Below are 20,872 nucleotides of genomic sequence, written 5' to 3'. Positions count from 1 at the left end.
GCCCGACTAAAGCGTACAATACCGCCTATGCGAAAGGGGAACAGATGATCAACGAAACTATGTATGCCCGCGGTGCGGAAAGCTCCATTATCCGCGAGATTTTTAGCTACGGCCTTGAGCGCAAGGCGCAAATCGGCGCGGAAAACGTGTTCGATTTCTCGCTGGGCAACCCGAGCGTTCCTGCTCCCGCCGCCGTCGCGGAGTCCATCAAAAAGGCGCTTGAACTGCCGAGTGACCAGCTGCACGGTTATACGCCCGCTCCGGGCCTGCCGCAGTGCCGTACCGCCGTGGCTGAGTCTCTTAACCGTCGCTTCGGTACGAGCTATGAGGGCAAGGACGTCTTTATGACCGTGGGCGCGGCGGCTTCGCTCACCTGCACGCTCAATGCCGTTACGAACCCGGGTGACGAGGTCATTGTTATCGCCCCGTACTTCCCGGAGTATCGCGTGTGGATTGAGAAGGCCGGCTGTACGTGTGTCGAGGCGCTTGCCGAAGAAGATACGTTCCAGCTGAGCGTGGACAACGTGCTCAAGGCGATTACCGATAAGACGGCAGCTGTCATCATCGACTCGCCGAATAACCCGACCGGCGCCGTGTATACGCGCGATACCCTGACGCGACTGGCTGATGTTTTGTGCGAGGTCAACGCCAAGCGCGATCCCGAGAACCCGATTATGCTTATCTCGGATGAGCCGTATCGCGAGATTGTCTATGGCGCCGAGGTGCCTTGGGTGCCTTCGATCTACGAGCACGCCATCGTGTGCTACTCGTATTCCAAGTCGCTTTCTCTACCGGGCGAGCGCGTGGGGTGGATCCTGGTTCCCAATACGAATCCTCAGGCAGCTCGTCTAATGCCCGCCGTTGCCGGTGCCGCCCGTACGCTGGGCTTCGTGTGCGCGCCGGCGCTCTTCCAGCGCGTGATTATCGATTGCATCGATGAGCCGAGTGACGTTGAGGCCTATGCGCGCAACCGCACCGCGCTTACCGATGCACTAGCGGAGTACGGCTACACCTATGTTGAGCCGAATGGTGCATTTTACCTGTGGGTGAAGGCGCTGGAGCCCGATGCGAACGCCTTCTGCGAGCGCGCAAAGAAGTATGAGCTGCTCGCGGTGCCTTCGGATAGCTTTGGCATGCCGGGCTGGTTCCGCCTTGGCTACTGTGTGAGCTACGAGACCATCGTCAACTCGCTACCCGCTTGGAAGCAACTGGCCGACGAATATCGTCGAAAGTAAAGCGCTCTACTTACAATGTTTTACGTGAAACGGGGTTTGGTGCTAAGCCAGACCCCGTTGTCTATGCCGTTGTGTGATTGGGATGAAGCAGTTTTACGACTGCCGAAAGCTATGCGTACAATGAATATACGCGACGGCCATACTGGACAAGGAGACCTGATGCCCTACCTGCTTTCTTGTGATATTCATACTCATACGATGTTCTCTGCGCATGCGTATTCAACCATCGAGGAGAACATATATTGGGCGGCAGAGCGCGGCCTTCAGGTGCTCGGTTCCGCCGACCATTTGAGCTCTATGGTTACGGCTTGCCCTAATGACCTGCGCAGTTACCAGTTCTTTATCAACCAGGATATCTGGCCGCGCATTTGGAGCGGCGTGCTGGTGCTGCGTGGTGCCGAGGCCGATATCGCTTCGCTGGACGGAAGCCTGTTTGGCGAGGGCATTCCCGTTTCGCTCGATATTGCCGGCGATTCGTACAGTCACCAGCATTCGCTGTTCGATTTGGTTACGCGCAATTTGGATTATTTGGTTGCGAGCGTGCATAATCCGCAGTTCGCTGAAGGCGCGACGCTCGCCCAGACGACCGAGATGTACATCAATGCCCTGGAGCATCCCAAGGTGTTCATGCTTGGGCATGCGGGTCGTTCGGGCGTGCCGTTCGATATCGATGAGGTGCTGCTGGCGGCCAAGGCCAAGCACAAGATTATCGAGATCAACAACCACAGTCTTGAGCATGGCGCGGATGCCGAGCATTGGAATGTGTGCCGCAAGATCGCCGAGCGTTGCGCCGAGTTGGGTGTGGGTATTGGCGTTTCGACCGATGCGCACATTGGCATGGCAATTGGCAAGCTCGATCAGGCGCGCAAGATGCTCGACGAGATTCACTTCCCACTGGACTTGATCGTGACGCGCGACCGCGAGACGCTGCTGCGCGAGATGGCGGCAGCCGGCGTGTGCGACCTGCGCAAGGGGATGTAACGAGACTCATATACCCAACGAAAGGGGGGCGGTCCAGACGGGACGCCCCCTTCTTGTCCCAAAAATCTACCGGGGTTGGTTAGCGGCGCTCAAGGACCGCTACGGTTTCGGTGTGGTCGGTGTGGGGGAACATGTCGACCGGCGTGATCTTGAGCAGGCGATAACCTCCGTCGAGGAGCTGGTGTAGGTCGCGCTCTTGGGTGACGGGATTGCAACTGATGTAGGTGATGCGGCGCGGCTTAAGTGTGCAGGCGGCCTCAAGAAACTCGGGCGTGGAGCCGGCGCGCGGCGGGTCGATGGAGAGAACGTCAACGCGCTCGTTGTTATCGGCGGCGTCCAGGATGTAATCGGTGGCGTCGTCGGCCATAAACCAAGCGCTGCGGGTGAGGCCGTTGAGCTCGGCATTGCGACGTGCGTCGGCAATGCCCGCCGGGTTGCGCTCCACGCCGAGCAGCATAATGCCGACACCCCTGTTCTGGGCATCCTTCGCGGCACACAGACCGATGGTGCCGCTGCCGCAGTAAGCGTCCATGAGAATGTCGCCCTGCTGCAGGTCCATGCCGTCAATCGCGAGCTGATAGAGCAGCTCGGTCTGCTGCGGATTGGTCTGATAGAACGCGGTGGGGGAGATATCGAATTCGCAACCGAGCAGCTGGTCGCGCATGCACTCGGCGCCATAGACGATACGAGTCTCCTCACCCAAGATGGCGTTACCGGGTCGGCCATTGATATTTTGGGCAACGGTGACGATATGCGGATCGAGCGCCGCGACGGCCTCAAAGAACTCCTGCGCATGCGGTAAGTCACGCTGGGCGGTCACGAGTGTAACCATGACCTGGTCGGTACGCCAACCGCAGCGGACGACGGCATAACGAAGCAAACCAAGATGCTTGTCCTCATTAAAGGCGGGAATATGCAGACGTTCGGCCTCGCGCGCGATGCCGTTGAGAATTTGACGAGCGCCCGGCGCCTCGACAGGACACTCGGGTACGGCAACGATCTTGTGCGTGCCGCGCTCAAAGAAACCGCAACGGACAGTGCCCTCCTTACCGGGAGCAAACGGAGTGGCAGCCTTATGACGAAAACCACGCGGTGCAGGATACTTGCCCGGGTCGCCCAGGGTAACACCCATACCGCGAATGGGATCAACGGCAATACCCTCGCGCTCACAAAGGGCGGCAAAAAGCTCCTCCATAGCAGCCTGCTTGGCGGCGAGCTGCTTCTTATAAGGACGATTGAGTGCCGTGCACCCACCGCAGGCCTTCATGATGGAACAAGGAGACTTGGGATCCACGGCCTTATGCGAGGACGGAACCGAATCGTTATGCGGGCGCTTGGAGCGAGTCTGAGGCGCTTTATCCCCATCCCGACGAGAGTCAGAACGCTTGGCCTTAGCCTTACCCTTGGTCGACTTACCCTTCGCATCCCGAGAAGACTTGGATTTCTTAGAAGATTTTTTCTCCTGAGACCCCTCAGCCGACTCGATCAAAGCACGACGAGCCTTACGCTCCGCACGAGATTCTGCCATCAATAACTCCACTAATTCATGAATTAAAAGCTGCAAGCATTGTACCGTGCCAAGCCGGCGGGCGATATGCAGGCGCCCATTTCCTGTCAGTGATAAGCCCAACGATGTTTGCCCGGCGCGGGCGGAGAGCGGCGCGTAATTAAGTTTATCGCGAGTTCCGCACGCAAAGGAAAGCACTTAATGTGCTTTCCGGCTTGCGCAGGACTGTAGAGCAGGAAACTTAATTACGCGCCGCTCTCCGCCCGCGCCGGGCAACCCCTCCCTTGTACTCTATCAAGGTAAAGTGTATGATTCTGGACGTTACATGACTCACTTTACCTAACTAAAGTGCTATCAAGGGGGAATACCATGAATACCGATATGTCTCGCCGTCAGTTTGTTGGTCTAGCCGGTTCGCTTGCCACGGTGCTCGGCCTTGGTCTTGTCGGCTGCGGCGGTGGTGCCGGCAAGGGCTCCGCTGCCGGTTCTGCCGCAGCCAGGGACGTGAAGGGTGCTGCGGAGTCCAAGAAGCTCGTCGTGGGCTTTGACAAGTCCTATCCTCCGTATGGCTTTGTAGGCGACGATGGCGAGTACACCGGCTTTGACCTCGACCTTGCCAAGGCCGTTGCCGATAAGCAGGGCTGGGAGGTCAAATACGAGGCTATCGACTGGGATGCCAAGGACACGCTGCTCAACTCGGGTGCTATCAACTGCATCTGGAACGGCTTTACCATGGAGGGCCGCGAGGACGACTACACGTTCTCCGAGCCGTACATGCTCAACGAACAGGTGCTCGTGGTCAAGAAGGATGCGGGTATCAAGAGCTGGGACGATCTCGCTGGCAAGACCGTGATCACTCAGACCGATTCCGCTGCGCAGGATGTGCTCGAGGGCGACCAGAAGGATCTGGCCGCGACGTTTGCCACGCTCGATACCATCGGCGAGTACAACACGGCCTTTATGCAGCTCGAGAGCGGCGCGGTCGATGCCGTGGCTTGCGACCTTTCGATTGCCCAGTATCAGCTTGCCGCCAAGCCCGATGCCTATACGCAGCTCGACAAGCCGCTGTCCAGCGAGCACTACGCCGTCGGCTTTAAGAAGGGCGACACCAAGTCCGCCGATGCCGTGACCGAGTCGCTCAAGGCGCTCTACGAGGACGGCACGGTCAAGGACCTGTGCGACAAGTATGCAGAATACGGTCTGTCCTTCGACAACTGGGTTCTCAAATAGCCGCAGCACCCAACCTTGCGGCTCCAACCCTCCTCGCGTACCAAAGTACGCTTCGTCGGGCTTGTCGCTCGCAATCTTGGGCACTGTGCCTATTTGAGAGTAAAAACCGCTGTTCCGTTGCTGTGAAAGAGAGCTTAGGTTGTCTATTCAGGTCATGATGCAGATGCTTGGCCAGGGATTCTTGGTCAGCTTGCAGTTGTTTGTGCTGACGTTACTCGGGTCGATTCCGCTGGGAATCCCCGTGACGTTTATGCGCATGAGCAAAATTGCGCCGCTCCGCTGGATTGCGCGCATCTACATTTCGGTCATGCGCGGTACGCCGCTCATGCTGCAGATGTTTGCCATCTACTTTGCCCCGTACTACGTGTTTGGCATTTCGCTCACGCCCGATTCCAAGTGGACGGCGTGCGTCGTGGCGTTCATCATCAACTACGCCGGCTACTTTGCCGAGATCTATCGCTCGGGCTTGCAGTCGATTCCGCGCGGTCAATACGAGGCAGCCGAGGTGCTGGGCTATTCGCGCATGCAGACGTTTCTGTATATCGTGATGCCGCAGGTCGCCAAGCGTATTCTGCCTGCGATGGGCAACGAGATCATCACGCTGGTCAAGGACACGTCGCTGGCGTTTGCCATTGGCGTGGGTGAGATGTTCTCGACGGCCAAGGCACTGGTCGCCTCGCAGGTGAGCATGGTGCCGTTTGCGATCGCGGCGTTGATCTACTGGGTCTTTAACTTTGTGGTCGAGATGCTGCTGGGCGCCGCCGAAAAGAAGCTGGACTATTATCATGACTAGATCGTTCCGCCGTTCTAGCGAACGGCGGACTGCTCGACGCTGCGCGCGTGCCTGACGGCCAATCTGCTCCTCAAACCGTCGCTTGCGTACAGAAGTACGCGGCGCTCCTCTTTCGAAGCACATTGTCTCGTCAGCCACACGCTCGCTGACTTCTCAAACACATGGAGGTTCCCGTGTCCGGAACGGTAATGATGATAACGAACGCGCGTAAGGCGTTTGGCGGCAATGAGGTGCTCAAGGATATCTCGCTTGAGGTGAAGCGTGGCGAGGTCGTGGCGATTATCGGGCCTTCGGGTGGCGGCAAGTCCACGCTGCTGCGGTGTGCCACGCTGCTCGAGACACTCGACGGAGGCTCACTCTCGTTTGGTGACCTTGCCGTTGCGACGGATGCGGGTTCGGGCGCGGTCTATGCGAAGGGCGATGTGCCCAAGCGGGCACGCTCGCGATTCGGCCTGGTGTTCCAAAATTACAACCTGTTCCCGCACTATACCGTGATGAAAAACATCATCGACGCGCCGATCCGCGTGCTTAAGCGCCCGCGTGAGCAGGCGGAGGCGCGTGCGCATGAGTTGATCGCGCAGATGGGGCTTACGGGCAATGAGAACAAGGTGCCATGTGAGCTTTCGGGCGGCCAGCAGCAGCGCGTGAGTATTGCCCGCGCCCTGGCGCTCGACCCGGAAATCTTGTTCTTTGATGAGCCGACCTCGGCGCTCGATCCAGAGTTGACGGCCGAGGTGCTGCGCGTCATTAAAGACCTCGCCGCGCAGAATATGACGATGGTGATCGTGACCCATGCGATGCAGTTTGCGCGCGATGTTGCCGACCGCGTGGTCTTTATGGACGGCGGCCGCATTGTCGAGGAGGGTCCTGCCGAGCAGGTTATCGACCATCCGCGTGAGCAGCGCACCCGTGAGTTCTTGAGCCGTATCGAGAGCTAGACTCAACTATATATTGAGATGAAGCCGTCGCAGGTCTTATGGTCTGCGGCGGCTTTTATTTGTATCGATGGGGTTTAATAATCCTCTCGCCTGCTCGCCCCATCCTCTCGCCGTCTGTATTCATACGCGTGCCGAAAGGTGTGCATGGACGGTCGCCCGTGAGGGTAGGGTGGTGGCATAGGACATTTGGAGGGTGAGTCGGCTCGGCTGCCGACCATGCTGCTCCCGGGATGGCACCGACCGCGAACTCTCCCCGTTGGCGTCGCGCATTGCGCGCGGCCCTGCAAGGAGGTCATCATGGGTGCTCCCAAGACCGGTAACGTAAGGAACGTGGTGCTCGTAGGCCAAGGCGGGGTGGGCAAGACTTCACTCGCCGAAGCCATGCTCCACCTTTCCGGCAAGACCGCCCGCCTTGGCGGCCACGACGGCACCAAGCCCACGCTCGACTATGACCCCGAAGAGGTTAAGCGTGCATTTTCCATCTCGACGACCATTGCGCCGATCGACTGGAAGGGCGCGCGCATCAATGTGCTCGATGCCCCGTGCTACCCCGATTTTATCGGCGACGCCTTTGCCGCGATGAGCGTCTGCGAGACGGCCCTGTTTGTGGTCGACGCCGAGGCCGGCCCGCAGCCTACGACGGTTAAGCTCTGGTATGCCGCCGAGGACCTGCGCCTGGCGCGTGCGGTGTTCGTAAACCGCCTGTCGCGCTCCGAGGCCAGCTTTGCGACCACAATGGACCTACTGCAGGAGCGCTTTGGTACGCGCCTGGGCGCCGTGACTCTTCCCTGGGGCGAGGGCGAGGACTTTGACGGCATCATCGACCTGGTGCGCATGAAGGCGCGCCACTGCAACGGCGCCGAGGCCGTTGAGTCGGAGATTCCCGAGGAGTATCGTGCCCAGGCCGAGGAGGCCCATGACCATCTGTGCGAGCTGGTGGCCGAGGCCGACGACGAACTGATGATGAAGTACTTGGAAGGCGAGGAGACGCTGACGCAGGAGGAGCTTGAAGGCCTGCTGTCGAAGGCGATTGCCGAGCGCATCTTTGTGCCGGTCTTTGCGGGCGATTGCATTAAGGAGCAGGGCGTCAACTCGCTGATGGACGACATCGCGACGTACTTCCCGGCGCCGACCGACTACGGCGAGATGCCGCTCATCGACGGCGATTCGCTTAAGATCTCGAGTGACGATGACCGTCCGGTGGCGTTTGTGTTTAAGACGCTGGCCGATCCGCAACAAGGTCGCATCAGCTTTATCAAGGTGCTGACGGGTACGCTTGAGCCGGGTCTTGAGCTGATCAACGCGCGTACGCGCAAGGGCGACCGTCTGGCTCACCTGTATGTGATGTGCGGTCGCGACATGACCGAGGTCGGTCACGCCTATGCCGGCGACATCATCGTGGCGCCCAAGCTGGCGGCCGAGACGGGCGATACGCTCTCCATTACCGGTAAGGTCGAGGCTGCGGCGTTTAAGTTCCCCAACTCTCAGTACCGCATCGCCATCGAGGCCGAGAATCGCGGCGACGAAGAGAAGCTCTACACGTTTATCGAGAAGGCCTGCAAGGCAGACCCGACCATGAGCATCGACCGCGACGAGGAGACTGGCCAGACCATTATCTCTGCCGTTGGTGAGGCACAGGTTTCGGTGCTGCTCAACCGTCTGGAGGACCGCACCAAGGTCGCCGCCAAGAGCGTGCCGATCCGCATTCCGTATCGCGAGACCATCCGCCGCACGGCGAGCGCCCAGGGTCGCCACAAGAAGCAGACCGGCGGTGCCGGTCAGTACGGCGACTGCTGGCTGCGCGTCGAGCCGCTCATTGGGTCCGACGGCACGAGCGACGGCTATGAGTTCGTGGACGAGGTCGTGGGCGGTCGCATTCCGCGCTCGCTGATTCCCGCCGTGGACAAGGGCGTCCAGGAGACCATGAAGGACGGTATTATTGCCGGCTACCCGCTCACGGGCATTCGCGTGGCTGTGTACGACGGTTCGTATCACAGCGTCGACTCCAACGAGATGGCGTTCCGCGCGGCGGCTCGCATCGGCCTGCGCAAGGCATGCACCGATGCCGATCCAGTGGTGCTGGAGCCTATCGAGGAAATCACGGTGACGATCCCCGAGAGCTACGCCGGCGCCGTGATGGGCGACATCTCGGCCTCGCGCGGTCGCGTGACGGGCATGGAGACCGATGAGCGCGGAGACACCGTGGTCATTGCCCAGGCGCCGCTGGCCGAGCTGACGGATTACTCGACGCGCCTGCGCTCCATCACGCGCGGCACGGGCGACTTTACCATGAAGCCCGCGGGCTATGAGCAGGTGCCCTATGACGTTCAGGCCAAGCTGGTCGAGCGCTATGAGGAGGGCCGCGCTAAGTAACTAGACGATAAAAAACCGCCGCGATGGGGTAGTTCCGTTGTGGCGGCTTTTTTGGCGGGCGAGGTGCCCGCCCCAGCATCTGTGGGGCGGGCACCTTTTTGTGCCGTTGCAGTAGAGAAAAGTCCTCCTTTGCTAGAATAAACGTATATAGACGTCTACTTGAACAGGGAGGCAATATGTACGAGGCGGTTATCTTCGATATGGATGGGCTTATGTTTGACACCGAGCCTATCTGGGCTTCTTGTTGGCCTAAGACCGCAATCGAGTTTGGGGTTGAGTGCATGGAGGGCCTTGCGGACGCCATGCGCGGAACCAATGGAGCCGAGGCCGTATCCATTATTCGCGAATGGTATGGTGACGAAGTCGACCCCAAGGCATTTGTTGATCGTTTTTACGAAATAGCCCATGAAGCATTGGCCCATGGCGCAGAGAAAAAACCTGGATTGGATAGGCTTCTCGAGTATCTCAAGATTGAAGGGATTCCGATGGCGGTTGCCTCCTCGTCGAGCAGGGAGATGATCAAGGCCAACCTGATAAGGGGAGGAATACTTCCATATTTTGATTCGATCGTTTCTGGTATCGAGGTCGAGCATGCCAAGCCCTATCCTGACGTCTTTTTAAAAGCGGCGGACGAGCTAGGGGTGCCGCCGCAAAAATCCCTCGTCTTGGAGGATTCCTATAACGGGGTGCGCGCGGGCTTTGCAGGAGGTTTTCACACCGTCATGGTTCCTGATCTCTCCGAGCCAACAGAAGAGATGGAAAGATTAGCCACGGCGATTGTCCTGAACCTTAATGATGTTGTCGACATGCTGGCAAGCGGAACATTGGGGTAAACAGGTTGAACGATGGGCTGTCGACTGTTTCTCGGCAGCCCTTTTTCTAATTCGAGACATTTAATGCTATGCGCAAGAATCAAAAAGGTATATAGTCGTCTATAAACAGGTACATAGACGTCTATATAAGTATCTGGAACGTAAACTCAACTCGAATTGCCGTAACCCGGTTGGAGGAATCATGGCAGTTGTAACTTCGACTGAGCTGATCCAGATTGCACGCAAGAACGGATGGCTCCTTCCCGCATATAACACGACCAATATGGAGATGACCCTGGGTATCTTGGACGGATTGCAGAAGGCCGGCATGCCGGGCATCCTCCAGATCGCCCCTACCAACGTTAAGCTTTCCGATTACGGCATGATCGCCTCTATCGTTAAACGCGCGGCGGAGGACTATATCGTTCCCACGTGTCTGCATCTTGACCACGGCAAGACGCTCGAGGATGTTCGACAGGCGGTTCAGGCCGGCTTTACCTCCGTTATGATCGACGGTGCCGCGTTGCCCTTTGAGGAGAACATTCGCTTCTCGCGCCAGGCAGTTGACTACTGCCATTGCTACGGCGTGCCCGTTGAGGCTGAGCTCGGTGCCATCAAGGGCAAAGAAGACGATCATGTTTCCGAGGCGGATCTTAAGACCGACCCCGATCAGGTTTGCGAGTTTGTGGAGCGCACGGGCTGCGACCTGTTGGCCGTGTCTATCGGCAACGTTCACGGCCTTGAGGATACGCCGCGCATCGATTTGCCGCTGCTTGAGAAGCTTGCCGAGGTGTCTCCGTGTCCCCTCGTTCTTCATGGTGGCTCGGGCATTCCCTATGAGACCATCCACGCTATGCAGCCACACAAGATGTCCAAGATCAACATCGCAAGCGACCTGCGCAAGGCCTACATCACGACGGTTGGCAAGGCGTACGAGGCAAACAACAACGAGCATAATCTCGCCAAGGTACTGATTGATACACGTAAGGCAGTTGCGGACGTTGCTTACAAGACGACGCACGCCATCAACGGCATCGCTGAGTAGCGCGGAATTACGAACATGGATGAGGCGATAATGGGTGCGCTCTACCTTGGTGTCGATGTGGGCACGTCATCGGTGAAGCTCACGTGCATTGATGAAGGCGGAAAAGTTGTCGCGACTGCGAGCGAGGCTTACGAGTGCTCTGAGCCTCATCCCGGTTGGCGGGAGATCAATCCGGAGACATGGTGGATCGCCATTTGCTCTGCATGCTCCCTGCTTGGAGAGAAAGTTGACCTGTCTCTAATAAAAGGCGTTGGTGCTACCGGGCAGATGCACACGACGGTCTTGATCGATGCCGATGGGGTGCCAACGTGTCCCGCCATAATGTGGAACGACCAGCGCACGATTGACGCTGTCTTTACCGAGAAGCAGTGGGCTCTGTCTGCGGGCCATCCTAGGGTCGCCAGCTTTCTTTCGACTGGGGTTCCGGCGATTAACCTTGCATGGATAGCTAAGAATAATCCTGAGGGCCTTTCAAAGAGCGAAGTGTTTCTTTCGGTTTCAGATTGGATTGCTCTCAAGTTTGGCGGGCGTGCTGGTACGGACTATTGCGGGGCTTCGACAACAGGGCTCTACGATAACGAGAGGCAAGCTTGGATCGGTGAGGTCTGCGAGCATTTTGGAATCCCCGAGTCGTTGCTTCCCGTTGTCGAGCCTTCTGATGCCGTAATTGGGGCCGTGGTTGAGAGAGCTTCAAGCGAGACGGGAATTCCCGCAGGTGCCATGATCGTGAGGGGAACGGGCGACAATCCCGCGGCAGCGATCTGCACGGGATGCCTTTTGGAGGGCGTCCCCACCATCTCACTTGGAACAAGCGGCGTGCTGATGTATTCATCTGAGGGAGTTGACCTTCCGGCTGTTGGCAAGCCCGTGTTGTTCAAGTGGGGAAATACCCTTAAGACCCAAATTCAGCTGAGTATCAGATCGTGCGGCGGTGCCAAGGAATGGTGGTACGGGCAGATTCTAAGCAGTGAGTCCTACGATTTGGAGGACAAGGCCGTCGAGGACCCCTTCTACGACATGAGGGATCTCATGTTCTACCCCCATCTATCGGGAGAAAAAGTCCTGCACGGTTGCCCGTCGGTACGCGGTGCCTTTCTGGGGCTTGATCTTGACACGACTCGTTCCGAGCTCGAAAGGGCTCTGATGGAGGGCACGGCGTATGCCTTAAGGGAGCTCAAGGAGTCCGTGGACCATTCGGAAGAGTGGCGCAGCATCAGGCTCGTTGGAGGAGGGGCCAAGAACGATTTTTGGGCGCAAACGCTCTCCAACGTGTTGGGGGTCGATATGGTGCGGATGGAATCCTCCGGTGCCGGTCAGGGCGCGGCGCTGCTGGCTCTCTCGGCTTCTTGCGGCCAAGACTTGACGGCGGTTGCCGCAGGGGTCTGCAGAAAACTCGATTCCATTGAAAAAAACGACAGGGCCCATGAGCTCTACGACGCGCGTTTTAGCAGGTATATGCGTATATTCGAGGCACTCCAAATTATCTATGAGCTAAATAGCGCGTAGCCGTTTGTCTTGTAAAATCTACCGTTCACCGAAAGGAATGCGAGAAGGCAACTCGAAGAGCGGTCCCTTTGTAAGATATAGACAACCGTAGACAACCATGAGCGTATATGGCCGATTGAAAAGGAGGAGGGGGCGCTCAGGTAGAACGATAGAAGTAACGAACATTAACTAAGGAGAATGAAAATGGGAGCAGTAAACGATTTCCTTATCTTCCTTGCGGAGGGCTTTACCGGCCTGTTTAATGCGGCTGGTGATCAGTTTGCCTCGTTTATTACGGGCATGATCCCCATGCTGATCTGCCTGATCCTTACGATCAAGGCAGTCATCCAGCTGATCGGCGAGGAGCGTGTCTATGGGTTCATGAAGAAGTGCACCAAGTATGCAGTTCTCCGCTATACCCTCATCCCGTTCCTTTGCACTTTCTTCCTCTGCAATCCGATGGCATACACCTTTGGTGTGTTTGTCGAGGAGGACTACAAGCCCGCATTCTACGATGCGGTCGTGTCCATGATGCACCCCATCGTTGGTCTTTTCCCGCACGCTAACTCTTCCGAGCTCTTTGTTTGGCTTGGTATCTCGGCCGGCTACGAGGCACTGGGAAAGAACTCCTCCGAGCTTGCTATCCGCTTCCTCATTGTTGGTCTAATCGTCTGCCTGATCAAGGGCATTGTCACCGAGAAGCTGTACCTCATCATGAAGAAGCGCAACGAAGCTAAGCTTGCCGCCTAGTAGTTCAGCGCAAAAGGAGAGTCTAAATCATGAGTGAATTCAAAAGCGTAAAGGCGTCCCACGGCGGCAACGGTTGGGGCGGTCCCCTCATCATTACCCCCACGGCCGAGAAGCCTTATGTTCTGAGCGTGACCCTGGGTGGCATCAGCCCGGTCGCCCTTCGCATTGCGGAGCTTACCGGCGCCGAGGCGCACGACCAGTTTAAGGACCCGATCGAGACCGATCAGGCATGCGCCGTTGTCATCGACTGCGCCGGCGTGGCTCGCTGCGGCACCTATCCCAAGATGGGCCTTAAGACGCTGAACATCAAGCCCGGTTCTCCGTCTGGTCCTCTGGCCCAGTTCATCACCGAGGATCTCTTTGCATCTGACGTCAATCCCGATTGCATCGTCCTTGCCGATGCGGCCGATGTTCCCGCTGAGCCGGTAAAGGCCGAGAAGGCACACGAGGAGACGACGAAGGAAAACGTCCACGCCAAGATCGCTGAGGGACGTGCCGAGCTCGCATCCAAGGAGTCTAACGGCTTCATGGACGTTGTCTCCAAGATCGGCACCGGTGTCGGCCGCGTTATCAGCATCATCTACCAGGCTGCGCGCGATACCGTGAACGATGTTATCCGCAACATCATCCCCTTCATGGCGTTCGTCTCGGTTCTGATCGGCATCATCAACTATACCGGCTTCGCAAATGTTCTCGCTGGCGTCCTTACGCCTCTCGCGGGCTCGCTGCCCGGCATGCTGGCGATCGGCATGTTCTGCTCGATTCCGTTCCTCTCGCCGTTGATCTGCCCGGGCGCAATCATCGCCTCCGTGCTTTCCGTCCTCGTTGGCAACCAGATCGCCAACGGCACGATTCCTGCCAACTTTGCCCTTCCCGGCTTCTTTGCTGTCAATTGCCAGGTTGGTTCCGATTTTGCCCCCGTTGGCATGACCCTCATGGAGGCAAAGCCCGAGACGATCGAGATCGGTTACCCTGCGTTCCTGTTTGGTAAGCTGATCACTACCCCGATCCAGATTGTTCTTGCCTACGTACTGTCCTTCGGCCTGTAAACTGAATGCTTTGAGAGGGAAAGGCCTGCTATGCTCAACGCGCTCATTACAATAGCCTTCTTTATCCTTGTGTGGCTTGCTGGGACATTTACCCAGTATCGCTATTGGAGGAAGGTTCGCATCCTTATCCATGAGCACGCTCGTGATCATGAGGGATACTTGGGCACGGGTATGTGCAAGGTTAGCTTTAGCCGAAAAGCGTTTGTGATGATTCTGACGGATCATGACGGCGTGATTACCGGTTGCTATGAGCTCAAGGGCCTCTCCCTCAAACCGGAGTTTTCGGAGATGGGCGAGATGCTGGGGCTGAATATCGAAACGGCTCTGGACCATTTGGCCAACGAAAGCTATCACGATGCTTTTGCCCAGGCTATTCGTGTTATTGACAGGTCGATGACTGCGTCTGCAGCGTAACTAAGATAGGAGAAATCAAATGTACAAGGTTACGGTCACTGAGATTGGCTCGTTTGTTGAGGAACTTCTCAACGAGAAGATGGTGGTCTTGTTTGGCCCGACTGCTCCTGCGGAGTTGCGTGACATTTGCGTCGTTCACGATGGGGTCCCCACGGAGAATAGCGTGCTCGTCGAGGGCGGCACTATCTCTATCGGCGACCAGGTCTACACGATTAAGGAGTTTGGTGAGGCCGCAAATGAGAACATGGGAGGACTCGGTCATCTGACCATTGCGTTCGATGGTGAGCGAGAGCTGCTTCCCGGAACTGTTCTCGTGGCGCCTAGCACGCTTCCCAAACTGGAGGCCGGCATTGAGATCAGCTTTAATAGCTAACTCGCTCGGTTTGGCAGGCCATGTATTAGTCGGAAAGGACGTGTTCCCTTGAAACGTTCCGATTTAAAACTGCCACTTTTTACGGTCAGTCCTAAGACCTATCTGCTTGGCGACGATTCGATCGCAGCGGCCCACCTTACGGATGAGATTGCAAAAGGGCGAAATCATTCGATTTTCTGGACCGCCCCCGTTCCTGAGCTCTGCGCGGTTGCAAAGGATCTGAAATTTGCAATTCCAACGGCGCAGCACGCCGATCTCATCGGCGATGGAAAGGGAATGGGACTGACGCCTCTTGAGTCGCTTAAGAGCGCGGGAGTTCGAGCTGTCTTTCTTAATCACACGGCACACCCCCTGGCCGTTGACAAGCTGGCGGCAACGATTGATCGCGCTCGTGAGCTTGAGATTCTAACCATTGTTGCGGCCGATAGTGTCACCGAATCCAAGGCGGTTGCAGCAATGAACCCGGATGTGATTCTTTGCGAGCCGAGCAGCCTGGTGGGTACGGGTCATACAAGCGGTGATGATTACATCGCAGAGACCATTGCCGCCGTTCGGTCCATTAATCCCGACATCGTTATCATGGAGGGGGCGGGAATCAGGTGTGGAGACGATGTTCGTCGCCTGATCGGGCTTGGCGCGCAGGGTACCGGCATTTCGAGCGCCCTGGCGATTACGGATGACAGGACGGCGTTGCTTACAGAGCTGTTTGACGCGCTGGACTAAATCCGCTTACTAAGAAGGCGAACCCACGGGTTCGCCTTCTTGCGTTTTGGAATCTTGTTGGGAGCAACGCTGTCGCGCCCAAGAGGTTTAATGGCGGCGCTGAAAAACGGTGCCAAGTTGAAATCTGCTGGATTTAAGCCACACGCGCGCATATTCAATTGCGGAGTCATTGTCCAGGTAGACTGTTTGAAGCTGCTGAAGAAGTGGGGATTGCGTAGAGAGACCGAGCGCATTCGCGCGTTGGGTGTCTGCGAGCTTTGCCACAAAGGAGGTCTTCGAGTATTCGATCTGGTGGCCAGAGAGCCGCTCGATAATCGCAAAAAGGCCCTCGTTGACAAAGTCGGCCGTCTCTATGCCTGGGACAAGCGCCATGTTGATGTTATTCTCGATAAACATGACGGGCTCGCCCTCAACGCTGCGTACGCGCTCAAGATGGAGATAATTGGAGCCTTCGGCAATGCCGAGGTGCTTGGAGATGTCTTCATCGCATTTGCAAACTTTGCAATCGAGAATGCTGGTTTCGAAAGAAAGGCCCTGCTCGCTTAAAGACTCGGAGAAAGAGATAAGGCCTTCAGTAAGGGGGAAAGAGATGTCTTTGGACTTAACGTAAGTTCCCTTTCCCTGAATTTGCTCAAGTAGACCCTCATCAACAAGCTTTGAAATGGCCTTTTTGATGCTGCCGCGGCTAACGCCGAGCGTGCTCATAAGGTCGACCTCCGACGGGATTTTGGATGCTTGCTCCCAAGCTCCCGAGGCGATGTTCTCGCGCAGATATTCGACCACTTGCATATAGATGGGGGTGGCACAGTCCTTTTTAATAAATGAGTCGTTGACGCGATTGGTCACAGTATCTCCTGATTACTTTGAAGCAAAATTGCCTTTATTTTACGTTGTTCTGCAGCGTTAACTTATTGAGATTGTAATTGCAAAGAATAAATTACGTATTTAGTGTGCGGCTTCTGCTGCCTTGGGCGCCTGTTCGAAATCAGCGACTTTGGCGCGATGCTGTAGGGGATAGAGGCCGTGCGGAGTCTATTCGGTTCAGGATGCGGCATTGCCGTTGTCGAAAAAAGCACCAAGGGGCCGTCCCTCGGTGGTGGTTTTGCCTTGGGTTATGGATTGTGGTTAGTCCCCGTTGGCTTGGTTTTTGCCGGTGGCGTAGTCAATCTGCACATGCGGCTGCAGGTTGTAGCAGTACACGTGGAAGCACAGTGTCTTGCCGTGGTCCTCGACCGATTGCGCCTCGAGGCGGACACCGCGGCAGACGAGTTCCTCTTCGTTGTACATGGGCGTGACGCGGTAGAGCACATGGTTGCCAGTGTCGCGGATGTAGCCGAGGATCTGCTCTTCAAACGGCAGCATGCCCGTTTCGTTGAGATAGCGCGTGCCGGTGAGGAGATTCTTGCGATTGGCGTTCTCGCCGCAGAGCGACCAGGCGATGAGGTGGCAGCGGTTGTAGAGGCTTTGACCCGGAATAAAGTCGTAGCGCTGCTGGTGCCAACCGGCAGGATGGATACGTGAGATATCGCCGCGCTTACCCTGACCGAGCGATTCGGGTCCTATGCAGGCGAGTGCTTTGCGGGTACGGCCCAGGCTGTCGAGCTTGGAGAACTTCTTGAAGCAGCCCTCTTCGGTGGCGCGTTCGTATTCATCGAGCGTGAACGACGGTGTGCCGAGCGGGTGCGTGCCATCAGCGCGAAGGGCGACGTAGGGGTTACCGGCATAGTCGGGAATGCTGGTGAGGTATACGCCGCGCGCGCGGCCGAGATCGGGATTTTCGACCTCGTCGATGGGGGTGGCGGCGCTGTCGGCGGGGGCGCTATCACCGTTGCCCGCCGCATTCGATTCGGAGCCATCGCCGGCGTCTTGGCCGCCTTCGGAATCCGTGGAGCTCGCTGTTCCCGATTCGAGCCGGGCGACCAAGTCCGCCTCGTCATCGGTGCGGCTGGGGCTCTCGTTTTGCTTCTCGGCCAGGGCCGCCGCCTGCTCATCGCTTTGCGGCGACAGCAGCTTGGGCGCCCCGTCGAGCGATCCCGTAAACAGCGCAAATCCCAGCACCACGGCGGTGCCGATGGAAAGTACTTGCTTGTAGGCGGACTTGCGTGACATGGGGGCTCCTGGGTAATCGGTTGCGAATCTACCAGTCTAGCAGGAGACGCCGCAGACCGTTTTCCCAGATAAAACCTGCCAAAATAAACCTGTCCCTTTTTGGTGGGTTATTGATTCATGTAACAAAAGCCCAATATGCTATATACGTTATATACAAGTTGGAAAGCGTGGTAGAGTGGCGGCAATACAAGCCGGCGAAGGGGACCGATATGATCAAGGCTGTCATTTTTGACATGGACGGCACGCTGGTCGATACCGAGCGTTTGGACATGAGGGCATGGAAGGTGGGCGCTGCCGAGCTGGGGATTGCGATTGACAATGCGCTGGTCCATCAGTTTATCGGTCGCTCGATGCCCGATGTCAGGGACATCCTTGAGGAGCATTACGGCAGCCGCGAAATCGTCGAGACGGTCGAAGCTCGCTACAGGAATGCTCTCGACGAGATGGTCAAGACCGATCTGGAGCTTAAGGCCGGCGCTGCCGAGTGCCTGGACGAGCTGCTGGCGCGGGCTATCACGTGGGTCTTGCGACGTCGTCGCGCCGCGTTGCGGCCGAGCGCAACCTTAAGACGGTCGGCCTCTTTGACAAGTTTGAAACGGTGACCTGCAACGAGGATACCCTGAACGGCAAGCCCGATCCCGAGATCTACCTGCTCGCCTGCGAGCGCGCGGGCTTTGCTCCCGAGGAACGTGCCGTGGTCGAGGACTCACGCAACGGCTGCGTCTCTGGCATCGCGGCCGGCTGCCATGTCTTTGCTGTGCCTGATATCTTGCCGCTGCCGCAGGACGTGGTAGATGACTGCGAGGCCGTGCTCGATACGCTGTTCGATCTGACGGCGGCGGTCAGGGCCGTGCGCTAAAGGTATGCGCCGAGGCTGATGACGGTGGCTTCGGCGTGGCCTCGCTTGCGTTTTCCCAGATAAAACCTGCCAAAATAAACCCGTCCTCTTTTGGCGGGTTGGCGGGGTAATGCCCGCCGCAACTTATGGCACGGTTGGGATGTGTACGCTTTAAAGAGCGGAGCACATGGTTAGAGAGATGCGCTCGTCTCTCTAAACGTCTCTCTAAAGAGAAAGTCGGTTAGAGAGATGGCCTTAGATAATCTAGCAGTGAATTTGATACATCTCTCTAAATAACTCTCTAAAATTAGGCGCTTATCTCTCTAAAGTTAGAGAGATATACTAAACTCTAGAGAGATAAATCTATTGTTTTAGAGAGACGGAATGCCAATGCTGCTGGATGAACCTCTTGGCCTCATCGTTGAGCGCCTTCGCAGGCGGGGGACCGATGACGCATCGGTAGAAGTTAAAGCCTGCACGAATAAATTGAGTGCAGACGTATGGGAGACAGTGAGTGCTTTTGCGAACACTGCGGGCGGGCTCATTATTTTGGGCCTGAACGAAGCCGAAGGATTTGTTCCTTCTGCCAACTTTGCTATCGACAGGGTGCGCGACCAGTTTGTTTCGGGTATCGGAGACGGAGGCTCAGCGGCGGTGGTGACCCATGCGCCGCGGTATGAGCTTGATCGAGGCGAGGTCGACGGGCTCCAGGTACTTCTGGTGCGCATCTTTGAACTTGAGCTCAAAGCGAAGCCATGCTATATCGGCGCGCGCGGCGTGCAGAACGGTAGCTACAAGCGCGTGGATGATAAAGATATCAAGATGTCGCCCGCTGAGCTATATGAGCTACAGAGCGCGCTGCTTCCGAGTGATGCAGACGGTACGGTGGTTTCGGAGGCAACAGTCGAGGATTTGGATCCAGATGTCGTGCGGTCCATTATCGCAAATCGCCGGCTGCAGACCCCGCGCGTTTTGCGCGGGGCCGATACGCTGGAAAAGCAGCTGGCCAGACTCAATATCACTACAAAGGATGGAGCTGTGAAGCTCGCGGGGCTGCTGTCGGCGGGAATTTACCCCCAGCAGTTCTATCCTAAGCTGATGATCGATGTCGCCGTTCATTCCGATGTGGAAAAATCTGCTCCTGGGCAACCCCGGTTTATTGACCGCCAGTTGTGCGATGGCCCGATTCCGGCTTGCATCGAAGATGCCCTCGCTGCGATCGGACGAAACTTGCGCAAAGCGGCGATAGTGCGAGGCGCTGGTAGAAGGGAAGATTGGGAAGTACCCCAGGAGGTTTTGCGCGAGGCCTTGGCGAATGCCTGTATCCATCGAGAGTATTCGCCCATGTTTGTGGGGCAGGCCGTGAGCGTCGATATCTACCCAGACAGAATAGAAATCAAAAACCCCGGCGGGCTTTGGGGCGGAAAGACGTTGGACAATCTTGCGGACGGGGAATCGCGCTGTCGAAACCCAAAGCTCATGAGTCTGATGGGGGCGACGCCGTTAGAGCATGCTGAGGGGGCTGTTGCGGAAAGTCAGGGATCTGGCATCCCGGCTATGATTCGCGAGATGGAGTCTCGTTCGCTTGGCAGGCCGAAATTTATCGTTAAGGCCGATTCGTTTACGGTGCTGCTTTCCCGGCACGGGGCGGAGCTTGCTGAAAACCGCATGTGGATTCAGGGCCATGTGGACACCGAACTGACGCATCGCGAGGAAACATTGCTCATGTTTATGCGGGAGCATGGGTGCGTATGCGATGTTCAAAAAATACGAGAGGCTTTGAAGTGGGATTCGGATGACATTCGCCTGATCTGCGGGGACCTTGTCGATAAACATGTCCTGTCAAAGTGTGGCAAAGACACGTTTGAAATTATCGATATGAGCAGAGAATCGTCAGCTTCGACGGCGGATAGGATCCTGGAGGCTCTCAGCGCCGGAATGGATATGACGGCGCGAGAAATAGCGGTTGCATCGGGGGTCAAGATTTCGTCCGTCCGTTACCATCTGCCAAAAATGGCGGATAAAGGACTCATTGAAGTAATGGGTTCATCGACGAGCCGCAACCGCCGCTATCGGAAGAGGTAGATGCAGCCGAGTCGCCTCTCTAGTGTCTCTCGAAGTTAGGTGGATACTAGAGAGGCGATGGTTCCGCGATATTTCCCCAGATAAAACCTGCCAAAATAAACCTGTCCCTTTTTGGTAGGTTAAACGGCGTAA

At 56.9% G+C, this 20,872-nt stretch carries 18 protein-coding genes and 1 pseudogene; 16 read left to right on the top strand and 3 right to left on the bottom strand.

Annotated elements, in window-relative coordinates; genetic code table 11:
• The first annotated feature begins 44 nt into the window (after positions 1-44).
• Together DWX63_RS08610 and DWX63_RS08605 are read left to right on the top strand one after the other, a co-directional pair.
• Positions 45-1,235 carry a pyridoxal phosphate-dependent aminotransferase gene (locus tag DWX63_RS08610; RefSeq protein WP_117843456.1) on the top strand — a complete coding sequence of 397 codons (1,191 nt, stop codon included), beginning with the start codon at positions 45-47 and terminating at the stop codon, positions 1,233-1,235.
• A gap of 159 nt (positions 1,236-1,394) precedes the next feature.
• Entirely contained in the window at positions 1,395-2,216 is an 822-nt protein-coding gene (locus DWX63_RS08605) for a phosphatase (protein ID WP_117843455.1), read from the top strand.
• Positions 2,217-2,295: 79 nt separating this feature from the next.
• On the opposite strand, the gene rlmD is transcribed toward DWX63_RS08605, so the two are convergent.
• Positions 2,296-3,744, bottom strand: a complete 1,449-nt coding sequence (gene rlmD, locus DWX63_RS08600) for a 23S rRNA (uracil(1939)-C(5))-methyltransferase RlmD (protein ID WP_117843454.1) — start codon at positions 3,742-3,744, stop codon at positions 2,296-2,298.
• A gap of 348 nt (positions 3,745-4,092) precedes the next feature.
• Here rlmD and DWX63_RS08595 point away from each other — a divergent pair, with 348 nt between their 5' ends.
• From DWX63_RS08595 to DWX63_RS08540, 12 genes are all read left to right on the top strand, one after another.
• Positions 4,093-4,953 (top strand): transporter substrate-binding domain-containing protein, encoded by an 861-nt coding sequence (locus DWX63_RS08595; protein ID WP_117843453.1) that lies wholly within the window; start codon positions 4,093-4,095, stop codon positions 4,951-4,953.
• Positions 4,954-5,092: 139 nt separating this feature from the next.
• A complete protein-coding gene (locus tag DWX63_RS08590; RefSeq protein ID WP_233514517.1) occupies positions 5,093-5,746 on the top strand; it encodes an amino acid ABC transporter permease in 654 nt (217 codons plus the stop codon).
• 188 nt (positions 5,747-5,934) lie between these two features.
• Positions 5,935-6,684 (top strand): amino acid ABC transporter ATP-binding protein, encoded by a 750-nt coding sequence (locus tag DWX63_RS08585; RefSeq protein WP_199411169.1) that lies wholly within the window; start codon positions 5,935-5,937, stop codon positions 6,682-6,684.
• A gap of 297 nt (positions 6,685-6,981) precedes the next feature.
• On the top strand, positions 6,982-9,057 hold the full coding sequence (locus tag DWX63_RS08580; protein WP_117843450.1) for a translation factor GTPase family protein: 2,076 nt from the start codon (positions 6,982-6,984) through the stop codon (positions 9,055-9,057).
• 176 nt (positions 9,058-9,233) lie between these two features.
• Positions 9,234-9,890 (top strand): HAD family phosphatase, encoded by a 657-nt coding sequence (locus tag DWX63_RS08575; RefSeq protein WP_117843449.1) that lies wholly within the window; start codon positions 9,234-9,236, stop codon positions 9,888-9,890.
• Between the two features lie 181 nt (positions 9,891-10,071).
• The gene (locus DWX63_RS08570; protein WP_117843448.1) at positions 10,072-10,914 is read left to right on the top strand and encodes a class II aldolase; all 843 of its coding nucleotides are present in this window, start codon (positions 10,072-10,074) and stop codon (positions 10,912-10,914) included.
• 15 nt (positions 10,915-10,929) lie between these two features.
• Positions 10,930-12,420 (top strand): xylulokinase, encoded by a 1,491-nt coding sequence (locus tag DWX63_RS08565; RefSeq protein WP_117843447.1) that lies wholly within the window; start codon positions 10,930-10,932, stop codon positions 12,418-12,420.
• 183 nt (positions 12,421-12,603) lie between these two features.
• On the top strand, positions 12,604-13,149 hold the full coding sequence (locus tag DWX63_RS08560; protein ID WP_117640464.1) for a PTS glucitol/sorbitol transporter subunit IIC: 546 nt from the start codon (positions 12,604-12,606) through the stop codon (positions 13,147-13,149).
• 29 nt (positions 13,150-13,178) lie between these two features.
• Positions 13,179-14,198 (top strand): PTS glucitol/sorbitol transporter subunit IIB, encoded by a 1,020-nt coding sequence (locus DWX63_RS08555; RefSeq protein WP_117843446.1) that lies wholly within the window; start codon positions 13,179-13,181, stop codon positions 14,196-14,198.
• A 30-nt stretch (positions 14,199-14,228) separates the two neighbouring features.
• The gene (locus DWX63_RS08550) at positions 14,229-14,612 is read left to right on the top strand and encodes a transcriptional regulator GutM (RefSeq protein ID WP_117843445.1); all 384 of its coding nucleotides are present in this window, start codon (positions 14,229-14,231) and stop codon (positions 14,610-14,612) included.
• A gap of 19 nt (positions 14,613-14,631) precedes the next feature.
• Positions 14,632-14,985 (top strand): PTS glucitol/sorbitol transporter subunit IIA, encoded by a 354-nt coding sequence (locus DWX63_RS08545; protein WP_117843444.1) that lies wholly within the window; start codon positions 14,632-14,634, stop codon positions 14,983-14,985.
• Between the two features lie 48 nt (positions 14,986-15,033).
• Positions 15,034-15,708, top strand: coding sequence for a triose-phosphate isomerase (locus DWX63_RS08540; protein ID WP_117843443.1), 675 nt, complete (start codon positions 15,034-15,036; stop codon positions 15,706-15,708).
• 87 nt (positions 15,709-15,795) lie between these two features.
• On the opposite strand, the gene DWX63_RS08535 is transcribed toward DWX63_RS08540, so the two are convergent.
• Complete coding sequence (locus DWX63_RS08535; RefSeq protein WP_199411168.1) at positions 15,796-16,554, bottom strand: GntR family transcriptional regulator; 759 nt, start codon at positions 16,552-16,554, stop codon at positions 15,796-15,798.
• Positions 16,555-16,833: 279 nt separating this feature from the next.
• Complete coding sequence (locus DWX63_RS08530; RefSeq protein ID WP_117843442.1) at positions 16,834-17,817, bottom strand: DNA/RNA non-specific endonuclease; 984 nt, start codon at positions 17,815-17,817, stop codon at positions 16,834-16,836.
• A gap of 209 nt (positions 17,818-18,026) precedes the next feature.
• On the opposite strand from DWX63_RS08530, the pseudogene DWX63_RS11150 reads away from it, so the two are divergent.
• Positions 18,027-18,608 (top strand): annotated as a pseudogene (locus DWX63_RS11150) (HAD family hydrolase); the annotation flags it as partial.
• A gap of 431 nt (positions 18,609-19,039) precedes the next feature.
• Entirely contained in the window at positions 19,040-20,740 is a 1,701-nt protein-coding gene (locus tag DWX63_RS08515; RefSeq protein ID WP_117843439.1) for an ATP-binding protein, read from the top strand.
• Positions 20,741-20,872: the final 132 nt, after the last annotated feature.

This window comes from Collinsella sp. AF20-14LB, from assembly GCF_003459505.1.
In the GTDB taxonomy this organism is placed as follows: domain Bacteria; phylum Actinomycetota; class Coriobacteriia; order Coriobacteriales; family Coriobacteriaceae; genus Collinsella.
This window is presented reverse-complemented; position numbering and strand designations above follow the sequence as displayed.

Bases quoted from the DNA above. Each gene is read 5' to 3' on its own strand.
- DWX63_RS08605 (WP_117843455.1), top strand. From the start codon at position 1,395: ATGCCCTACCTGCTTTCTTGTGATATTCATACTCATACGATGTTCTCT.
- rlmD (WP_117843454.1), bottom strand. From the start codon at position 3,744: ATGGCAGAATCTCGTGCGGAGCGTAAGGCTCGTCGTGCTTTGATCGAG.
- DWX63_RS08570 (WP_117843448.1), top strand. From the start codon at position 10,072: ATGGCAGTTGTAACTTCGACTGAGCTGATCCAGATTGCACGCAAGAAC.
- DWX63_RS08585 (WP_199411169.1), top strand. From the start codon at position 5,935: ATGATGATAACGAACGCGCGTAAGGCGTTTGGCGGCAATGAGGTGCTC.
- DWX63_RS08575 (WP_117843449.1), top strand. From the start codon at position 9,234: ATGTACGAGGCGGTTATCTTCGATATGGATGGGCTTATGTTTGACACC.
- DWX63_RS08555 (WP_117843446.1), top strand. From the start codon at position 13,179: ATGAGTGAATTCAAAAGCGTAAAGGCGTCCCACGGCGGCAACGGTTGG.
- DWX63_RS08610 (WP_117843456.1), top strand. From the start codon at position 45: ATGATCAACGAAACTATGTATGCCCGCGGTGCGGAAAGCTCCATTATC.
- DWX63_RS08530 (WP_117843442.1), bottom strand. From the start codon at position 17,817: ATGTCACGCAAGTCCGCCTACAAGCAAGTACTTTCCATCGGCACCGCC.
- DWX63_RS08550 (WP_117843445.1), top strand. From the start codon at position 14,229: ATGCTCAACGCGCTCATTACAATAGCCTTCTTTATCCTTGTGTGGCTT.
- DWX63_RS08565 (WP_117843447.1), top strand. From the start codon at position 10,930: ATGGATGAGGCGATAATGGGTGCGCTCTACCTTGGTGTCGATGTGGGC.
- DWX63_RS08545 (WP_117843444.1), top strand. From the start codon at position 14,632: ATGTACAAGGTTACGGTCACTGAGATTGGCTCGTTTGTTGAGGAACTT.
- DWX63_RS08580 (WP_117843450.1), top strand. From the start codon at position 6,982: ATGGGTGCTCCCAAGACCGGTAACGTAAGGAACGTGGTGCTCGTAGGC.
- DWX63_RS08595 (WP_117843453.1), top strand. From the start codon at position 4,093: ATGAATACCGATATGTCTCGCCGTCAGTTTGTTGGTCTAGCCGGTTCG.
- DWX63_RS08560 (WP_117640464.1), top strand. From the start codon at position 12,604: ATGGGAGCAGTAAACGATTTCCTTATCTTCCTTGCGGAGGGCTTTACC.
- DWX63_RS08515 (WP_117843439.1), top strand. From the start codon at position 19,040: ATGCCAATGCTGCTGGATGAACCTCTTGGCCTCATCGTTGAGCGCCTT.